Annotated in this window: 8 protein-coding genes and 1 pseudogene; 3 read left to right on the top strand and 6 right to left on the bottom strand. The window is 62.6% G+C overall.

Translation table 11 applies throughout. The features are described from left to right. Positions 1–4 precede the first annotated feature (4 nt). Together pglX and AMD30_RS20025 are read right to left on the bottom strand one after the other, a co-directional pair. Positions 5–3,589 (bottom strand): BREX-2 system adenine-specific DNA-methyltransferase PglX, encoded by a 3,585-nt coding sequence (gene pglX, locus AMD30_RS20030; protein WP_055476849.1) that lies wholly within the window; start codon positions 3,587–3,589, stop codon positions 5–7. A 40-nt stretch (positions 3,590–3,629) separates the two neighbouring features. Further along, a complete protein-coding gene (locus tag AMD30_RS20025; protein WP_055476848.1) occupies positions 3,630–7,814 on the bottom strand; it encodes a protein kinase domain-containing protein in 4,185 nt (1,394 codons plus the stop codon). 180 nt (positions 7,815–7,994) lie between these two features. Between AMD30_RS20025 and AMD30_RS20020 the strand changes: the two genes are divergently transcribed. From AMD30_RS20020 to AMD30_RS25550, 3 genes and pseudogenes are all read left to right on the top strand, one after another. Continuing rightward, a complete protein-coding gene (locus tag AMD30_RS20020) occupies positions 7,995–8,795 on the top strand; it encodes a hypothetical protein (protein WP_055476847.1) in 801 nt (266 codons plus the stop codon). Between the two features lie 100 nt (positions 8,796–8,895). Next, positions 8,896–9,657, top strand: a pseudogene (locus AMD30_RS25840) (LEM-3-like GIY-YIG domain-containing protein); the annotation flags it as partial. Positions 9,658–10,149: 492 nt separating this feature from the next. Continuing rightward, positions 10,150–11,235: an ADP-ribosylglycohydrolase family protein gene (locus AMD30_RS25550; protein ID WP_055476856.1), complete on the top strand. Its 1,086-nt coding sequence runs from the start codon at positions 10,150–10,152 to the stop codon at positions 11,233–11,235. Positions 11,236–11,953: 718 nt separating this feature from the next. On the opposite strand, the gene AMD30_RS25115 is transcribed toward AMD30_RS25550, so the two are convergent. The 4 genes from AMD30_RS25115 to AMD30_RS20000 are packed head-to-tail and all read right to left on the bottom strand — an operon-like array spanning position 11,954 to position 15,649. Further along, positions 11,954–13,009, bottom strand: coding sequence for a glycosyltransferase (locus AMD30_RS25115; RefSeq protein WP_156354346.1), 1,056 nt, complete (start codon positions 13,007–13,009; stop codon positions 11,954–11,956). A 2-nt stretch (positions 13,010–13,011) separates the two neighbouring features. Next, a complete protein-coding gene (locus AMD30_RS24735; protein ID WP_197282817.1) occupies positions 13,012–13,818 on the bottom strand; it encodes a sulfotransferase family protein in 807 nt (268 codons plus the stop codon). After that, positions 13,815–14,912, bottom strand: a complete 1,098-nt coding sequence (locus AMD30_RS20005; RefSeq protein WP_084817327.1) for a glycosyltransferase family 2 protein — start codon at positions 14,910–14,912, stop codon at positions 13,815–13,817. Before AMD30_RS20005 ends, AMD30_RS24735 begins: the two co-directional genes overlap by 4 nt. Beyond that, entirely contained in the window at positions 14,909–15,649 is a 741-nt protein-coding gene (locus AMD30_RS20000; protein ID WP_197282816.1) for a PIG-L deacetylase family protein, read from the bottom strand. Before AMD30_RS20000 ends, AMD30_RS20005 begins: the two co-directional genes overlap by 4 nt. Between the last annotated feature and the right edge of the window lie 155 nt (positions 15,650–15,804).

Below are 15,804 nucleotides of genomic sequence, written 5' to 3'. Positions count from 1 at the left end.
TCGCTTATCCCCTCTTCTTTCGTCCGCGCACCGGGGCCGGTGGCCGCCACTGCCCCAGTTCGCTGACCGGAATCCCGATTGCCTGCGCCTTCTCCTGCAACTGGCCGCGAAGGTACTCGTGCATGTCCACACCGAGGTTCGGGTCGAGGCCGCTGTGCCACTGCTTGACCCACGGCAACACCTCGGCGATACCGGCCACCACCGGTACCAGTTTCTCGCGGTCGACACCCTCGGATTCGCGCATCGCGTAGATGGTCGCCAATGCGAGGCCTTGCTGTGCGTGATCCCAGCCGGCCCAGCCGAGGAGTGGCGTGGGGTCGGTTTCGCGTCCTGCGTCGGGGTACAGAACGAACCGCTCCTTGGGTACGTCGAGCTTGCCGCGATGCGACCAATAGGAGGTCTTGCGGAAGTCGGCGGTGGTGTACTTCGGCGGCACGGGAATGTCTGTGGCGGCGATCAGCCCGGCATCCTCGTCGCGCTGCATGTCCCACACCCGTTCCCACTCCGCACGTTTGCGTAATCCAGAATCCTTGTACCGGTGGGCGGCCAGGTACGGCACGGTCTGGTCGGCGAGTAGCTTCTCCAGCGTCGCAGTGACCGAAGCGTCTTTGTGCCCGGCCCACATATCCAGGGCATCGACGAATTCGGCATCACGCCCGAGGACGCCGGCGATCTCACCGACCGACTTCGGCTGCGGCAACCCCTGCGGGTTGGTCCACAGCGTCGGGTTCTCGATCTTGTCGAGCAGCCAATCTCGCAGTGCGCGCTGCAGTTTGGTGTCCCACGACTCCCCCGCCCAGCGACGCTTGTACTCCGGTCGCTCCAGCAGCCGGATGTACGGGTTGTTCTCGATTGCATCCAGCCGGCGCTGCACCAGGTCGCGGTAGTCCGAAGGCCAGTGTGACGGGATCTCGGTGATCGGCGTGGAGCCGTGTCGGTTGAACCATTCGGTCTCCGCCTCGCCGGCCGCCACCCGGCGAGCCAGCGCGATCTCGAAGGCCCGCTCACCGAGCGCAAGGCCTGGTCCCGAACTGTGCTGCGGCAGGTTCAGGTCCACATCAATCAGCCCGTAGAGCTGGTACACCTCCCAATCGAGGTTCTCCTGATCGCGGATCATGGTGGCGTGCAGTGTGTTTCTCGCGGCCTGGGCGTCCCGCAGCGCCGACGACGAAGGACCATGCGTTGCAAGCACTGAGTCGGGTTCTACCGACCGCGCCTCGTATGAACCGTTGTCGATAGCGCGCGCGTAGTCGAGCGATAGCGTGCGAGGGAGCGGGAAGTCCTTCAGCGTCGTGCCGGTGAACTCGAAGAAATTCTCCCACTCTGACAACGTCGTCCGAGCACCCTTTGAGTCGACTGTGCTGCCTTTGTTGTGACTGTTCTGCTTCAGCCAGAAACACGCGGTCGAGCTGTTCAGCACACCCAGCAACCGGAAATGGTCGTCCTCGGTTGCGCCTTCCGGCAACTTGATCACCGGCGCCGACCTGTTGAACACCTTGCCGCCGCGGTCGAGGACGAAGTGGTTGTGGGTGGCGACGAAGGCGAAGGTAATGGAGAGGGGGGTCGAGTAGGCACTCGCTGTGTGCTGCATAAACGACCACCACGTGAGCCCCGCCGCCTCCATGTTTCCCTGGAACGTTCGGCGTTCCTGCAGAAGCCGCCGCACAAACCACAAAGTGTCAGGCGGATCTATGACAGCAAGATCGCTCGAGCCGTAGGCGTACGGGTAGTAGATCGAGTTGCGGGGTTGCGACCTCCAGTCGCGCACTTCTTCTCCGAGGAGAAGCGGTCTGAAGTTGTTGTCAGACTGCGCGATCACAATTGGTCGCATGAACGCTTCATCTGCACCCGCGCGAATAGACCGGCCGATAGGCGCTGTGATGACGTCCACAAGAACTGACGCCATAGCTCCGTCTATAGCGGCCAACAGATCCACGGCCCCACCACCAGCGAGGCTCCACGGGTGGGTTTCGAGGTTTCCACGTGGCAGGTCCACTACCGAGATCCATTGGTCTTCGAAGCCCGGCTCGTCGACGTGTTCGACGATCGAGGACCACACTTTTCCCTTGGCTGCGTTGTCCGGCGCACCCGGCTCGCCTTGAATGCCAAGCACCGACCGAACAGTGTCGCTGCTCTCGCGGTTGCGGCCGACGAGAATGACGGTCGGCGTGCCATGCCCGGGTATGTAGGCACCGGAGGTGTCGGCGACAAGCTTCAGGTCCTTCTTGGCCAAGAACTCTTCGATGATCGGAACACCGAACTCGCGCTTCATGAACGAGTTCGAGGTGATCTGCCCTACCCAGCCGGGCCGGTCGCCGCGCTTGGCGAGCGTGAAGAATCGTTCCATAAAGGGGACGGTGAGGGCGTAGGTGCCTTTGCAGTAGTGGAACCGTTCCCGGTAACGGGCGTTGAGGGCTTTATCGCTGACGGTGATATAGGGCGGGTTACCCACCACCGCGTCGTACTGTCCAAGCGTGAGGAGTTCGGCGAGTTTCGCGCGATCCTCGGTGGTGTAGACGAATCCGCTTGCGACAGCGTCCTTGTCGACGTTCTGGTCGCCGTAATCGAGGGCCTGCGTACCGTCGCGTTCGGGCCCGTGCAGCAAGGAGTCGCCGGTCGCGAGGTTAAGCGTGTACCGCGGCACGTGCACCAGGTCGGTGTCGCCGGACGCTTTCATCGCTGCGACGATCAGCCGGAACTTGGCGATCGCCACCGCGAAGGGATTGATGTCCACGCCGTGCACCGATGCTAGGGCTTTGTCGACGCGCGCCCGGCGTTCCATGCCGGGTGCGGCCTCTTCCCAGAGGCGGACCAGCCGGCCGAAGGCGCCCAACAGGAAGTGCCCGGACCCGCAGGTGGGGTCGATCAGGGTGAACCCATCCAGCGGTCGTTCGGCCAGTGCGGGTTCCATCGTGCGGTCGAGGATGAACTCCTCCACGAACTCCGGGGTCTGCAGGAGTGCGTACTTCTTCTTGGCGTAGTCGGAGAGGTCCTGATAGAGGTCGCCAAGGAAGCGCGTGGAGAGTGCCGGATCGTCGAAACGCCAGACCAGGTCGCCGTTCTCGTCGGTGCGTCGCCAGTACGCGAGCAGTTGCTCGACGACGTAGGACGAGGGTGCAATCAGGTCGATCGCGGCATGGTCGTCGACCAGTGATGCCGTTCCCGGGTTGGCGCGGAGGGCCGCGAACGATTGTTCCAGCCATTCGCGGTAGGAGCGGGTGCCCTGCTGCTCGCCGCGTTCGGCGCGGTAGAAGTGGTCCTCGGCGTCAAGGGCTTTCGCGCGCAGCGTGGGGGTGGGCCCCGAGATCCACACCGACGTGGGACCCAACAGCAGGTTGTCCTCACAGAACCGCACGAACACCGAAGTCAACAGCCAGCCGACGGCGGCCTGCACCAGACGATCTTCGACGTAGTCGGTCCACGATGCCGCGGTACGTTCCTGCCGGCGGGCCTCGTGATGTTCGGCCTTCCACGCCGCGGTGCGCTCGGCATCGCCCGTCAGTTCGGCACGCATGTCCTCGACCATCAGCGCCAGCTGCGGCTTGAGATCAGCCGTGAGCTGCGATCCGGCGATGGTGGCCAGCGACATGGCAGTGGACTCCTTCAGTGGTGAGGGGCGTGGTGGCGGGTTATGGCGACTCGTGGCCGGCGGCCACCGTGTCGGGAAGTTCACGACGTGCCGTCAGTGCGGCGACATCGGCGTCGGTGAGCGGGACGAACTGCTCCGGACTGTTGAGCGGCAGGGCGACCCCATCGACGAGCGGACCGGCGGGGCCGCCGGTGTTGGGTTGCGGAACAATGGACCACACCGAGTGCGGCGGTGGCGCAGCCAGATCCGTCCACGCGCTCACCACCGACAGCTGCCCGTAGGCGGCCAGGGTGGACAGGTCGGTGAGCACCACCGGCCCGTTCACATCTGCCACCGCCTCGATCACCGCGGGGACGGCCTGGGCCACAAACCCTTTCAAGCCCTCGCGGTCGGCGGCCGCGCCGGCGTCGGCGGCCAAAATCAAGTCCCAGTCGAGGCCGACCTCGGCGGCGCGGGCGCGCATCGCTTCCAACAGCACGTCGGTGACATCGATCCGGGTGGCCGAGTAACTCTCACAGAGGGCCTCGGCCACCGCATCGGACTTCCCCAGCGGCACGCCGAGTGCACGGAACCTGCGTTCACCCCTGCCGAGCGCGTGCAGCGCCACCGACCTGAGCGCATCCGACTGCCGTGTCTCCCAGTCCCGGCCCGCCGTGGTCGAGCTGCGGGTGCGATAGGTCGGGATGGTCGACCCTCGGCGCTCCTCACTGGCCGGAAACCGGTACCGCATGCTGCTGTCGTCCCACGCCATGCCGGGTGCCACCGTCGCCACCACGATGTCGAGTGCGGGACGTCGCGGCAACGTGGCACGCACGGCGGGGAACCGGGCGCGTAGACGGGCGTCGAGTTCGGCACGGCCGAACGAATCCGACGTCGACAGCCCTTGTAACACTACGTGTAGCGCCGACTCCACCGGCGTCGTAGCGGAGTGCAGTTCGTTGCGGGCCGTCAATCCGATCTCCGTCGATGATTTGGCGGCGATTCCCAACAGCACGTGCGCAGGAATTTCCAACTCGGCCGGCGACGCGAGACCCAGCATCGTCGCGGCGTCAGCGCGGAGCGCCGGCCCGGCGTCTTCCGCGGTGACCAGCGCGGTGCCCTGTTCCTGCGCCTGCGCGACGAGTCGTTCAGCTCGATGCGCCAAAATGGCGGGCAGCTTGCGGTCGACGGCCGAGGTGGCCAGCATTGCCACGGTTCCGGCGCCGTGGCGGCGCACCGTTTCGATCGCGGTGGGATCGGTCTGGCCGGACTGGTCTGAGGGTGTGGCGGTTTTCGGCGAGCACGCCAGCACGAACCGCAGCACGCCCAAAGCGGATCGCTGCACATCGGGCACGTCGCCGATCTGCATCTCCCCCACCAACTCTCGGGCCAGCAACTCCGGAGTGGACGCGCCGCCGGAGGACGCCAGCAGCGTCATCGCGCGGGTGTGGAGTTCCTCGATGGTGGCCTTGGCACGCTGCGTCGGGACGGCGCGGACCCGATCGTCGGTGAGCAGCAGCGACGGGAACTCTCCGAAGATCTGCGAGATGCGTCCCGGGGTCACGTGTACGCGCAGGGCCAGATCGTTGTAGGTGACAAACGGGTCGTCGGGTGCGTCCTCGTGGGTACCGAGTAGCAGTTCGAGCACCTGGCGGCGCATCACCGTAGGGCGGCGGCCGGCGAGAGTCCTCAGCGCCTCGATCAGGTCGGCCAGCGAGGTATACCCGGCCGTGACCGTGTTGCCGGTCTCTGTGGCGATCGTAACGGGCGGATAGGTCGGTGCTCGTTCGGCCTCGTCGCGTCGGGTGGCGGGGCGGGTGTCGGTGGCCTTCGGTGCGGCGAACACCGCCTGCCAGGCATCGCGCATGGCGGTGGCGGTGTCGTGGCGTCGGCGCGCGTCGCGGGCCAGCGCGGTGCGGAAGAAGTCGGCGAGTGCGGTGGCCAGTGTCTGGTTGAGGTCGGTGAAGGCGTCGACGTCGATGGTGACGTCGTCGGTGATGGCGGTTGGGTCCGACTGGCCGTCGCCGTACACCGGAGGTGTGCCGGTGGCCATCTCGAAGAGCACGACCGCCGCCGAGTACCGTTCGGCGGCCGAGTCGAAGGCGGTTCTTGTGCCCATACCGACGAACGGGTCGCGGTAGGTCGGTGTGCCGGCCTCTGTTTCGGTGACCCCGGCGCGCGACAACGAGAAGTCGAACAACGCCAGCCGGCTGGTGGCGCGGCCCCTACCTTTACCGGGCACCTTCGCCATCCCGAGATTGGAGGGCTTGATGTCGCGGTGGGCGATGCCGGCGGCATCGAGGGCAACCACGGTGTCGAGGAGTTGTGTTCCCCACCGTTTCAACTGCGATTCGCTGACCGGGGTGTGGCGGACGATGTCGGAGAGTGTCTGCTCACCGCAGTCACTGAGCAGCAGTGCTGTGCGATCACCGATGTGCAGGGGCGGCTCGATCAGCTCCACCACGCCCGGCACCTTCGGTGTGGCCTGCTTTAGCTTGGCGAGCACGGCGGCTTCTTCGTAGAGCCGTTCGGTTTTGGAGTCGTCGAGGCCCACCTTGAGCACCCGGCGTTCACCGTCGGCGTCGCGGTCGTGCACCAGGACACCACGTGCCGTGGAGCCGGCACCGAGCACCTTGATCACGGTGAAGCGGCCGTCGGCGAGAACGTCGTCGGGCAAGGGGTTGAGCGGGTCGGGTTCGGGATCGGTATCGAGGTGGCGGACCACCTTGTATTCCTGTAACGCGGTCCGGAACTCGGCGGCTCCGAACTGCGGCTGCCCGGTCGCATCGGCTTTGACGCGTTCGGACACCGACGGGCAAGTGGCCTGCAGGACGAGCGTGCGCAGTTTCTCGTCGACAAACCGTCCGCTCGACGCGGCGAGGTCGAGTCCGCCCTGTGCGCGCAACCGGGTCCGCAGATCCGTGCGGTCGCGAGCGGGTGGCTCTCCCGCGAACAGGAAGTAGGCCAGCGCGCCGAGGGAGAAGACATCGACCGCGATCCGGTCGGCGCTGGCCGACCAGCGATCTTCCGGCGCCTGATAGACGTCGTCGTCGCTGGTGGGGTTGGCGATCTGGGACCCGACCAGGGTTGGCGACGCGGACGTGACCGCGTGGATGCGCCCGGCCCACGACCAGTCGGCGAGCCTCACCTGCACCTCGCCGGCGCCGTCGAGTGCCGAGGTGTCGATCAGCACCGTGCTCGGCGACAGTCCGCGGTTGGACACCTGGTTGCGGTGGGCGTAGGCCACTGCGTCGGCGACCTGGGAGAGGATCTGGATCTGCTGGTCGGCGTTGAGGGTGCGGGTGAGCAATGCGAGATCGAGCGGTTCGAAGCCGTCGAGCTTCTCGTAAATGAGGACGGCGTTGCCGTCGTCATCCTGGGCCAGGTCGAGCGGAGGAACGATCGATTCCTGACGGAACGAGCGGATGAGCTCGTACTCGCGCTGGATACGTCGGCGAGCGGCGGCGCGGGCCTGCGCCGGTGCGCCCCGACGAGTCGTCACGATGCGGCCGCGGCCGTGCGCACCGGTCACCTTGTGGACGACGTCGAAGTCTTGCCAGTCGTCCCCACTGTCGAGGGTGTTGCCGGTCAGTGTCCACGACCCGGCGTCACGTTCGGCGCGGCGCGCGGCACCGAGCTCCCGCAGGGCCAGAGCCAGAATGACGCTCATGTCCTCGCCGTAGGCGTCGCGCCCACCGACCGGCGGCTCCAGCAGTCGCGCGGCGATCCCGGGCAGACCGGTCTGTGTGTCCCGGCCGTCGATGCCGAACAGGTTCGACTTGGCGAGATCGGACAGCGTCACGTGGAAACGGTCGCCGTGGAAGAACACCTCTTCCTGGATGAACGGGAACTGCCGCATCACTTTGTCGGCGTCGAGGTTGTGCTCGTAGGCGACCTTGCGAACCTCGTCTTTGAGCCGCGACGCCAGCTTCTGGGCTTTGTGCCGGGTGGTGAGCAGCGCCGACCGCTGGGTGCGGCTGCGCCCGTTGCTCCCGGTGAGAATCCAGTTCTTCTCGTTGCCGCCGAGCTCGCCGTTCCAGCTCTTGAGCTCCACCATGTGCAGCCGACGTCGGCCCAGGATCAGGGCGTCGATCTCGTTCCAGCCGCCGTGGTTGTCCATGAACTCGAAGTTCGTCCACGCCCGGTACGGCGACGCATCCGGGACGATCTGGCGCAGCAGTGTCAAACCCTCGGTTTCATGGGCAAACGCCGACTTGGAGACCTCGATCCACCGGTCGTCTGCCACGCCTCACCCACTTGTCGGACTCGTCATCATTTGCGAACCCTGAGGCTATCAACCGGCGCCGACGTGCGGATGGGCGTCGGGGGGTTGGGGGGGCGGGGTTGAGCACCACTCGCCAAGTCAGACGATCGAAGGCTCCGACATAAAGCAACCGGTGTCGGATGGTTGCTATAGGTTGCACGCATGGCCAAAGCCAATCAGGTCGCACCGGCGACCAAGTTCGATCAGACACTGCGCGCATCTGCTCAGCTACCAGGTGTTGAGATTGACCGCGGAACGTTCCTACGCAGGGAGTTGAAGCGATTCTGCTCCGACGACCAGGTTGATCGGGCAGTCGCCACCACGCCGGCTGAGGCCGGCGTGGCCCCCGAGGTGATCGACAAGATCGCCAACAGCGTCATCAAGTACGAAACCGGCAAGGTCACAGCGCTTTCGACAGCAGCCGGTATCCCTGGCGGTCTGGCGGCGTTTGGCACGATACCGGCCGATATCGCGCAGTATTACGGCCACGTTCTTCGCGTCGTCCAGAAGCTCGCCTACCTCTACAGCTGGCCAGAACTCTTCGACGGCGACAGCGACGGACTGGACTCGGCGACGGAGAGCATGCTCACGTTGTTTGTCGGCGTGATGTTCGGCGTAAATGCGGCCCAGGCCGGCGTGGCGCAAGTGTCGGCGTTGATGGCAAAAGAAATGGCCAGGAAGCTTCCGCAGAAAGCGCTGACGAAGGGTGCAATCTACCCTGTCGTCAAGAAGGTTGCGGGGCTGCTTGGCATTCAGATGACCAAGCAGGTCTTCGCGAAAAGCGCAGCCAAAGTGGTTCCTCTGGTAGGTGCCGTTGTCTCGGGAAGCCTGACTTTCGCCACCTTCATGCCAATGTCGAAGCGGCTTCAGAAGCACCTCGCCACCCTTCCGCTGACCAAACCTGGCCACGGAGTCCCTCCGCAAGCATTCACACCGACAACCACCAACTCGACCGCGGGGTAGCAGTCGGCGGACTCTCGATCGGGTGATCTACGTCTAGCTTCCTCGGTGATCATCACAGAGTCCCGATTCCGGAAGTTTTCCCGACCCAACCGACCGATGGATGCCGACGGGCTCCCGTTGCGTCCCAGGCAGCCGTCTGGTGGGTGCCAGCAAGAATGCCGGTGGCCACCACACCGCAGACCCACTGCGCTCAAGGAGAAGACCTGTGACGGGAATAGATGTTGTACGGTTGCCGGCCGACGCGGCCGAGCAGTTCATACTGACGTCCTCTGGCCAGACGCCACCAACTGACCAGAATGGCCAGACACTCCACCGCATACTGATCTGGCTTACTCGCAACTCCGGCCGACGGTTTCTGACGGCCATCGACGTGGTCCAGGCGCTCAGGGCTGAGATCGGCGCCGAGGGGCGTGAGTTCGAGGAGCTGAGCGCTCACGTCACTTCTCTGTTGCAGGTAAGCCAGGCAACGGCCGCCGTAGTGCCGACGTCCATTCCACCCGAGGTTCGCACCAAACTCGGGGTGTATGTGTACGCACTGGTGGATCCGCGGACGGGCGACGTCTTCTATGTGGGTAAGGGCAAGGGCGACCGCGTCTACCAGCACGTCTGGGCAGCTATCGCCGGCCACAGGATCGACCGATCCGATCTGCTCGGTCCCAATGACTCGGCAGCAACACAATCGGCCAAGAACGCTCGCATCGGGGAGATCTTCCAGGACGGGTTCGGGGTGGAGCACTGGATCCTGCGGCACGCCATTGACGCCGGTGCGGCGGTTGATGCCCAGGCCTTTGCCATCGAGCAGTCGCTGATCGATCTGGCGACAGTCTCTGGGTCGCCCCTCACAAATATTCAGGGCGGCCACGTGTCCACAGAGCACGGCCTACACCGCGCCGAAGAACTCGTGACCCTGTACTCGGCGGAGCCGGTACCACCGCTTCCGGACATCTGCGCACTGATCAAGGTCAACGCGTCGTCACGACCTGATGCGACCCCGGACAACATATACGCCTGCGCGCGCGGCGACTGGCGGGTGGGCGCACACCGAAACGTGCCAGACCTTCCCGTCATCGTCTTCGCCGACGACGTCGTTCGCGCTGTCCACCGGGCAGAGCGGTGGGAACAGGCTCGAGACCCCCAGGGCCGCGCCAGGCCAAACCTGTGGCGATACACCGGTGCGCCAGATCCTGAACTCGAGGCCAAGTACGTCGGCAAGAGCCTGCGAGATGTAAAGGCACAACGACCGAGCGGTGTATGGCGCCAACACGGTTGGCACCCATACCCTTTAGCCAGCAGCCCACCCGCGCAGAAGGCGTCGGCGGGACCAAGCGATCCGCGGGACCGCTATCTCGGTTGTCTGCTTGGTGGAGCTGTCGGCGATGCGCTCGGCGCACCAGTTGAGTTCATGTCGCGGGCGGATATTCTCAGGGGCTTCGGTCCGGCGGGGATCACGCGGTATTCGGCTCTGGATGAGGGGATCGGGCAGATCACCGACGACACCCAGATGACGCTCTTCACTGCGGAAGGACTACTGCGGTCATGGGTACGCGGGAGCCTCAAAGGCATCACCAACATCGACAGCGTGACTGCCCATTCATACCTCCGGTGGCTTCAGACGCAAGGGGAACAACCCCGGCAATCGTTGATGATCGAGGGCGAGCCAGGCTGGCTCGTCGGACATCAGGAACTCCACCGTCGACGTGCTCCGGGGAACACATGCTTGTCCGCGCTGGGTGCAATGAGGATGCTAGGCGAACCTGCTCGTAACAACAGCAAAGGATGCGGCGGGGTGATGAGAGTCGCTCCAGCCGGATTGTTCACCGCAACATTGGCCGACCGAGACGGCCGTGCGCCCCGGTGCTGGTGGGCACAGGATGTCGACAATGCGCCTGCTGCAGCATTCGAACTTGGCAAGAGACTGGCGGCAATCACCCACGGACATCCAACCGGCCACCTGACCGCTGGAGTGTTCGCCTCGATGGTGACATCGCTCGTGAGTGGAACAGAGCTGCGCGAGGCCATCGACGTTGCGTGCGGCATCCTGCGGCAGCGACCCGATCACGCAGAAACGTTGAGAGCGATCACACTGGCGGTCGAACTGGCAGAGACTGACGTACATCACGCAGAAGCGATCGCGCAGATCGGCCAAGGTTGGATTGCTGAAGAAGCACTTGCTATCGGAATTTACGCCGCCCTTGTCGCAGCCGAGTTCGAGGAGGGCGTGATCCTAGCCGTGAACCACGGCGGCGATTCAGACTCGACAGGCGCGATCGCAGGGAACCTACTGGGAGCGCGATTCGGCAAAGCCGCCATTCCGGCACACCTACTTGAACCTTTGGAATTGAGTGAGGTCGTCAGCGAAATTGCAGGCGATCTCTTCGAGTTCGACCAGTGGGACGTGCCGAGCAATCGCGCGATCTGGCGTAAGTACCCGGGCTTCTAACCCCTCGGCAACATAGGTTGCCAGGTGCATCGCCACTAGAGCGCGTGGCTTCGACGCACGTTACACCTGCTGAAATGCGCGCATACTCTATGGCCTCACATCAGAATTCGCAACCGTTGCGACTAGATCCTTGCTTCAATGTCTGAAACCCACATCCTAGTTAGGCAATTAGCGCGCCGTCACCGGCTCACACAAGCCACGGGCCTTCGACACAATGGGAGGCGACGGACTGCCGCTATCGACGGATGTTCAGACTGGTCTCCTGGGACGACAGCCGTGTTGAGACTCGAGTTCCGGCTAGAGTTGAGACTCAGCGAGTTAGGACTAGCTAAGACTTGCGCGAAAGTCCTGACGCACCATCCACATCCAGGCCCGGCCAGCACACCGCCACCGCCGACACCATCCGCCGGGGAACTCCAGCAAGACACTCAACGCGATCCGCGATGTACGCACTGGCTATAAGGGTCGGGTCACAGCCACATCGGCAACAAAAGCCAGCCCTGACCATTCGAGCCCTCCAGGCCTCCACCCGACCCTTCCAAGTCCATTGACCCGATTGCCAAGGCGCCGGACACACGTCAACCGACCGATTCACAGGAACATGCCATCAGCTTCATGCCCAAACCAAGGCACGTGGGTTCCGAATTTGGCTCTGCAGCCTCTGACCCTCACTGACACGACACCGTTGCGATCAAGCGACGCTCATACGCCTAAGCATTCATCCCATCACACCTATCAACTCGGGCAGGATCGGCCTGACGAATTGATTCGCGTGGGTCATCGCACTACGGAGCGCAGCCAAGTTCGGATGATTCAGCTCGTCACGGACTGATTTCTCCCACATAACTGGATCTAGACAGTCCAGCAAGTTTCGGTCTTCTCCGCTCGACTCCGGCAGTGCACCGCTGCGGTGGCAGAACGCACGTCGTTGATGTAGCGCGGCCTCGACTGGCACGCGCCCGAATCCTTCCGCGACCACCGATGGAACGATGACGACAGATGCTTCGGCGTAGGCCGATGCGGGTGACTCCATCCGCGGAAGGCAGATGACATTGCCGGCGTGCGGTTGGTTGGCCCATTCTGGTCGACGCCAGCCCGTCAGACCCAAGAACCTAACTTCAGGCAACATCTCAGCGAGTTGCAAGAAGAGGGTAGAGCCCTTCTCCTTAATCGGGTTGACCATCAGGACAGTTGGAACGGTGGGCAAGGCAGCCACTGGCCTGTCAGGGGCCTCGAAGGACGGATGTACTACATGCCTGGCAGGCGCCGACGATCGGAAGTATTGGCGTAGGTACTCCGAGGCGTAGATTGTTCGATCGGCGCCCGCGTTGTGTGTCTCGGCGCCATCTTCGCCTGAATCCTGCACCCACGCTAGCGTCGGGACTGCCATTTTGCGGGCGATGTCGATCACGCGCATCGCTCCCGCGCATGAAGTCAGGACCAGATCCGGGCGGAAGCTATCGATGACGGAAGTAAGGTTTTGTCCAAAATTGGACATGGTTACCATCAACGCGCGCCCGGCGTGTGCGTGATATGCGACGGCAACGATATGGCCGTCCTGGTAGGTCAATCCGAAATCATGCGACTCGTCTAAGTGACCCAGTACCCGACCGAGTTCGCGATCGTCGCCCCACCGCGGATGAGTGAAGGAGCCGAAAAGGAATACTTCATGCCCCGATGCCGACGCCTCGTCTGCGACGAGGCGATTGTTGATCTCTACGCCGCCGAGAAAGAATGGCGGTGTCAGCCGGGTGCACGCTATGAGTATACGCACGTTCAGAAGTCATATCCATACGAAGTTGCGATCGCCAAAACCTCGTCAGTGCAGGCGAGAGCCTGCAAATCACTCGCCAACTCAGACCAATTCTTAATTCGGCGCGGCGCCGCTCGGTTCGGACCGTCCGTGTGGATCTTCCTCGCGAATACTTGGCCGTCTAGCTGTGCCGAATCCAAGCCGCAGTGTTTGGCAATGACAGTAGTCCAGTGACTCGGGGCCGCGATAAAGTCCTCATAGCGGATGTTCAGTATGGCGTCCGAGTGCGTATCTGCGCCAAGAAAACTATAGGCGATCCGAGTCCAGTCAGCGATGGCCGCTTCAGTGTCTCTACGCCGCCACTCCCCGTCTGCGCGCTCCCACACATCAAGGCTGCGGAGAACATCTCTAGGGTCGCGCAGTATGTGTATAACCTTCAGTTCCGGAAACCATCTTTGGAGAGCCTTCGCCTCGGGAAGTCCATAGCGGACCTCTTTGAATCCCCATACTGTCCGACCCAGATTCGTAGCCGGATCTGCAAATAGTGACCTGACGTATAGTCTTGCAGCTACGTCGATCTGATGTGGCCCGGGCATTACGTTTGCGATGAAACCCTGGTAGCCAGCTTCCTCTAGTTCCATTCGTCCGCGATGACCGTCTTGATCGGACCAAATCCTGGTTCTGGTGTTGGAGGCTATGAATGGACGCAATTGTCCCGCGTGCTCACCCCAGATCATGACATCCGGGTGTGAACACAGCAGTCGCTGCAATAGCGTGCTTCCACAGCGTTGTCCGGCACCGAGCACAAGCAGTGGCGCAGTGGAACTCATAGCGAAACCTCCATCAAGGGTACGGAAGGATCTACCTCGACCGGTTCTTCGGACCCGTGCAGTTGCGCTGATGCGTTTAGAAGCCATTGCACCGCAATCGGCGTTAGTGAACACCGATTGAGTTCGGCGGTATTCACTAGTAGGGCCGGCGGCAGATAGAGTTGGACGCGCGGGTGCCACGGTTCCGCCTCAATGGTCGACAGCAGCCTGACCCATGTGCTCGGTCGCATCGAGAGTGCGTTGGCGCAGAGGTCGCGCACGAGGTCGCCAGTGTCTTGATTCAGGACGCCAAGGAGCAATTGTGACTCGTACTTGGGATAGGGTTCGCGTCCGAACAGTTCCGTCGCGACGCCGAGTTGAGTTCTCCATGAATCGATCCCGCTGTCGTCGGCAAGATGATCGTTCGATGGCGTCACATTGTAGACGGACATCTCTCGGTCGTAGAAGTATCTGCACTGGGGAGGTGTCATTTCGACCAACGGCGCAAAATATGCAACGTCCGATGCGGCATGGACCCACTCGCCGCGAAACTTGAGATCCTCACTGCAGATCTTTCTAAAGGCCCAAACCTTGAACGAGCGGAGATGGCCTGGATGCCAGGACCGTGACCACTTCAAACGTGGCATTGGACCGGATCGATGCGCGGCCGGGATGTCGGTCGACGCCCAGTGGTCCCAGTACATGCCGTCGGCGATCTCCACCTTGTGGTTAGTCCACACAAGATCGCGCGTCGCGTGTAAGCGCGCGAATTCGGCGGCCGCCTCATGTGTGTTCAAATGGTCGTCGCCATCGAGTTCGACGACAACGTCATGGTCATCAAGACTCTGGATACAGTCGAACAAAGCTGCCATCTTGCCTCGTCGTACCTCGGCCGCTCGTAGCTCGAACAACTGTGGGTACAAGCGCTTCCAGTGCAGAGCGACAGAGACCGTATCGTCGTCGGATGCATCGTCCATGATCAAACAACGAGTTCTCGAATAAGTCTGCTGAGCAACAGATTTCAAACATTTGTCGAGTAGCTCGGCATTGTTTCGCACCGCTACGGCGAATACGACATTCGGCTGGAAACTGAGTGTGCTACATGCATCTGTCATAGAGATTCCTGGTCGGAATGTTCCATTCTGTAGATAATCTCCGAGAGAGTCGAACCGCCTTCGTTGGCGCTCGCGCGGGTCCGGAGTCGCTGGCGCATCAAGGTTTCGGATCCGAATAGGACTCCAATTTGGCTGCGATAGCAGGAACAGGCTCGCAACTTCGATTCCAAATGCGATGGCTCGAACTCGGAACGGCTGGCATTTCTCACGTTCCTGACATTTCTTCGCGGGTACGGAATGTCCTCGTACCCGAAGGTTGGTGTGGGCTTGAAGAACGCTGCTGATTTCGATACAAGAACATGGTCAGGGTGAGTTGCTTCGACCCAGGGGACATACAAGATATCGCACGCCTGGACATAGTCGGCAACCGCCGACGCAATTTGCTCGACAATCCTTGCGTCATCTTCCGGCGACTCGACGGAACTGAGTAGTTGATCGACCGACGTCGCTATTGAGTTTCGCTGCAACAACTCGGGGAAGTCGAGGTGGATAGGAGTTGCACCCAAGACGTCCATGGCCGCGGAGTCTTCGGACCGCCGACTTTTGTACGAGTCGATACCCCACAGCCCGAGCAGCTTTGTCAACAGGGCGTTCTCGGCATCGGTTGATTGCTCTGAACCACCAAACACGGTGAGAACGGTCACCCGATCTCCCTGGGCTGTCCACCGTGCGATCGAACCGCCCAGTGAGAGGGCAGCGTCATCGAGATGTGGCGAAAGTATGAGATGACGTGTCAATGGTTGCCGCAATCCGACAACTCACAGGCGTGGCCAAAGTGGTCTTTGTACCCAGTCGAGACACTATGGGCACTGACGCAGGTACTCATCGATACGATGATCAGTGCTTCGATGAGTCTCGGCAAGCGCTCAATCGAATGAATCATCGTCGCGTC

It is taken from the genome of Gordonia sp. HS-NH1 (assembly GCF_001418765.1).
GTDB lineage: Bacteria > Actinomycetota > Actinomycetes > Mycobacteriales > Mycobacteriaceae > Gordonia.
Note: the sequence above shows the minus strand (reverse complement) of the source record. Positions and strands in the feature narration are given on the sequence as shown.

Coding starts and splice junctions, on each gene's coding strand:
- AMD30_RS20005 (WP_084817327.1), bottom strand. CDS start 14,912: ATGACAGATGCATGTAGCACACTCAGTTTCCAGCCGAATGTCGTATTC.
- pglX (WP_055476849.1), bottom strand. CDS start 3,589: ATGTCGCTGGCCACCATCGCCGGATCGCAGCTCACGGCTGATCTCAAG.
- AMD30_RS24735 (WP_197282817.1), bottom strand. CDS start 13,818: ATGAGTTCCACTGCGCCACTGCTTGTGCTCGGTGCCGGACAACGCTGT.
- AMD30_RS20020 (WP_055476847.1), top strand. CDS start 7,995: ATGGCCAAAGCCAATCAGGTCGCACCGGCGACCAAGTTCGATCAGACA.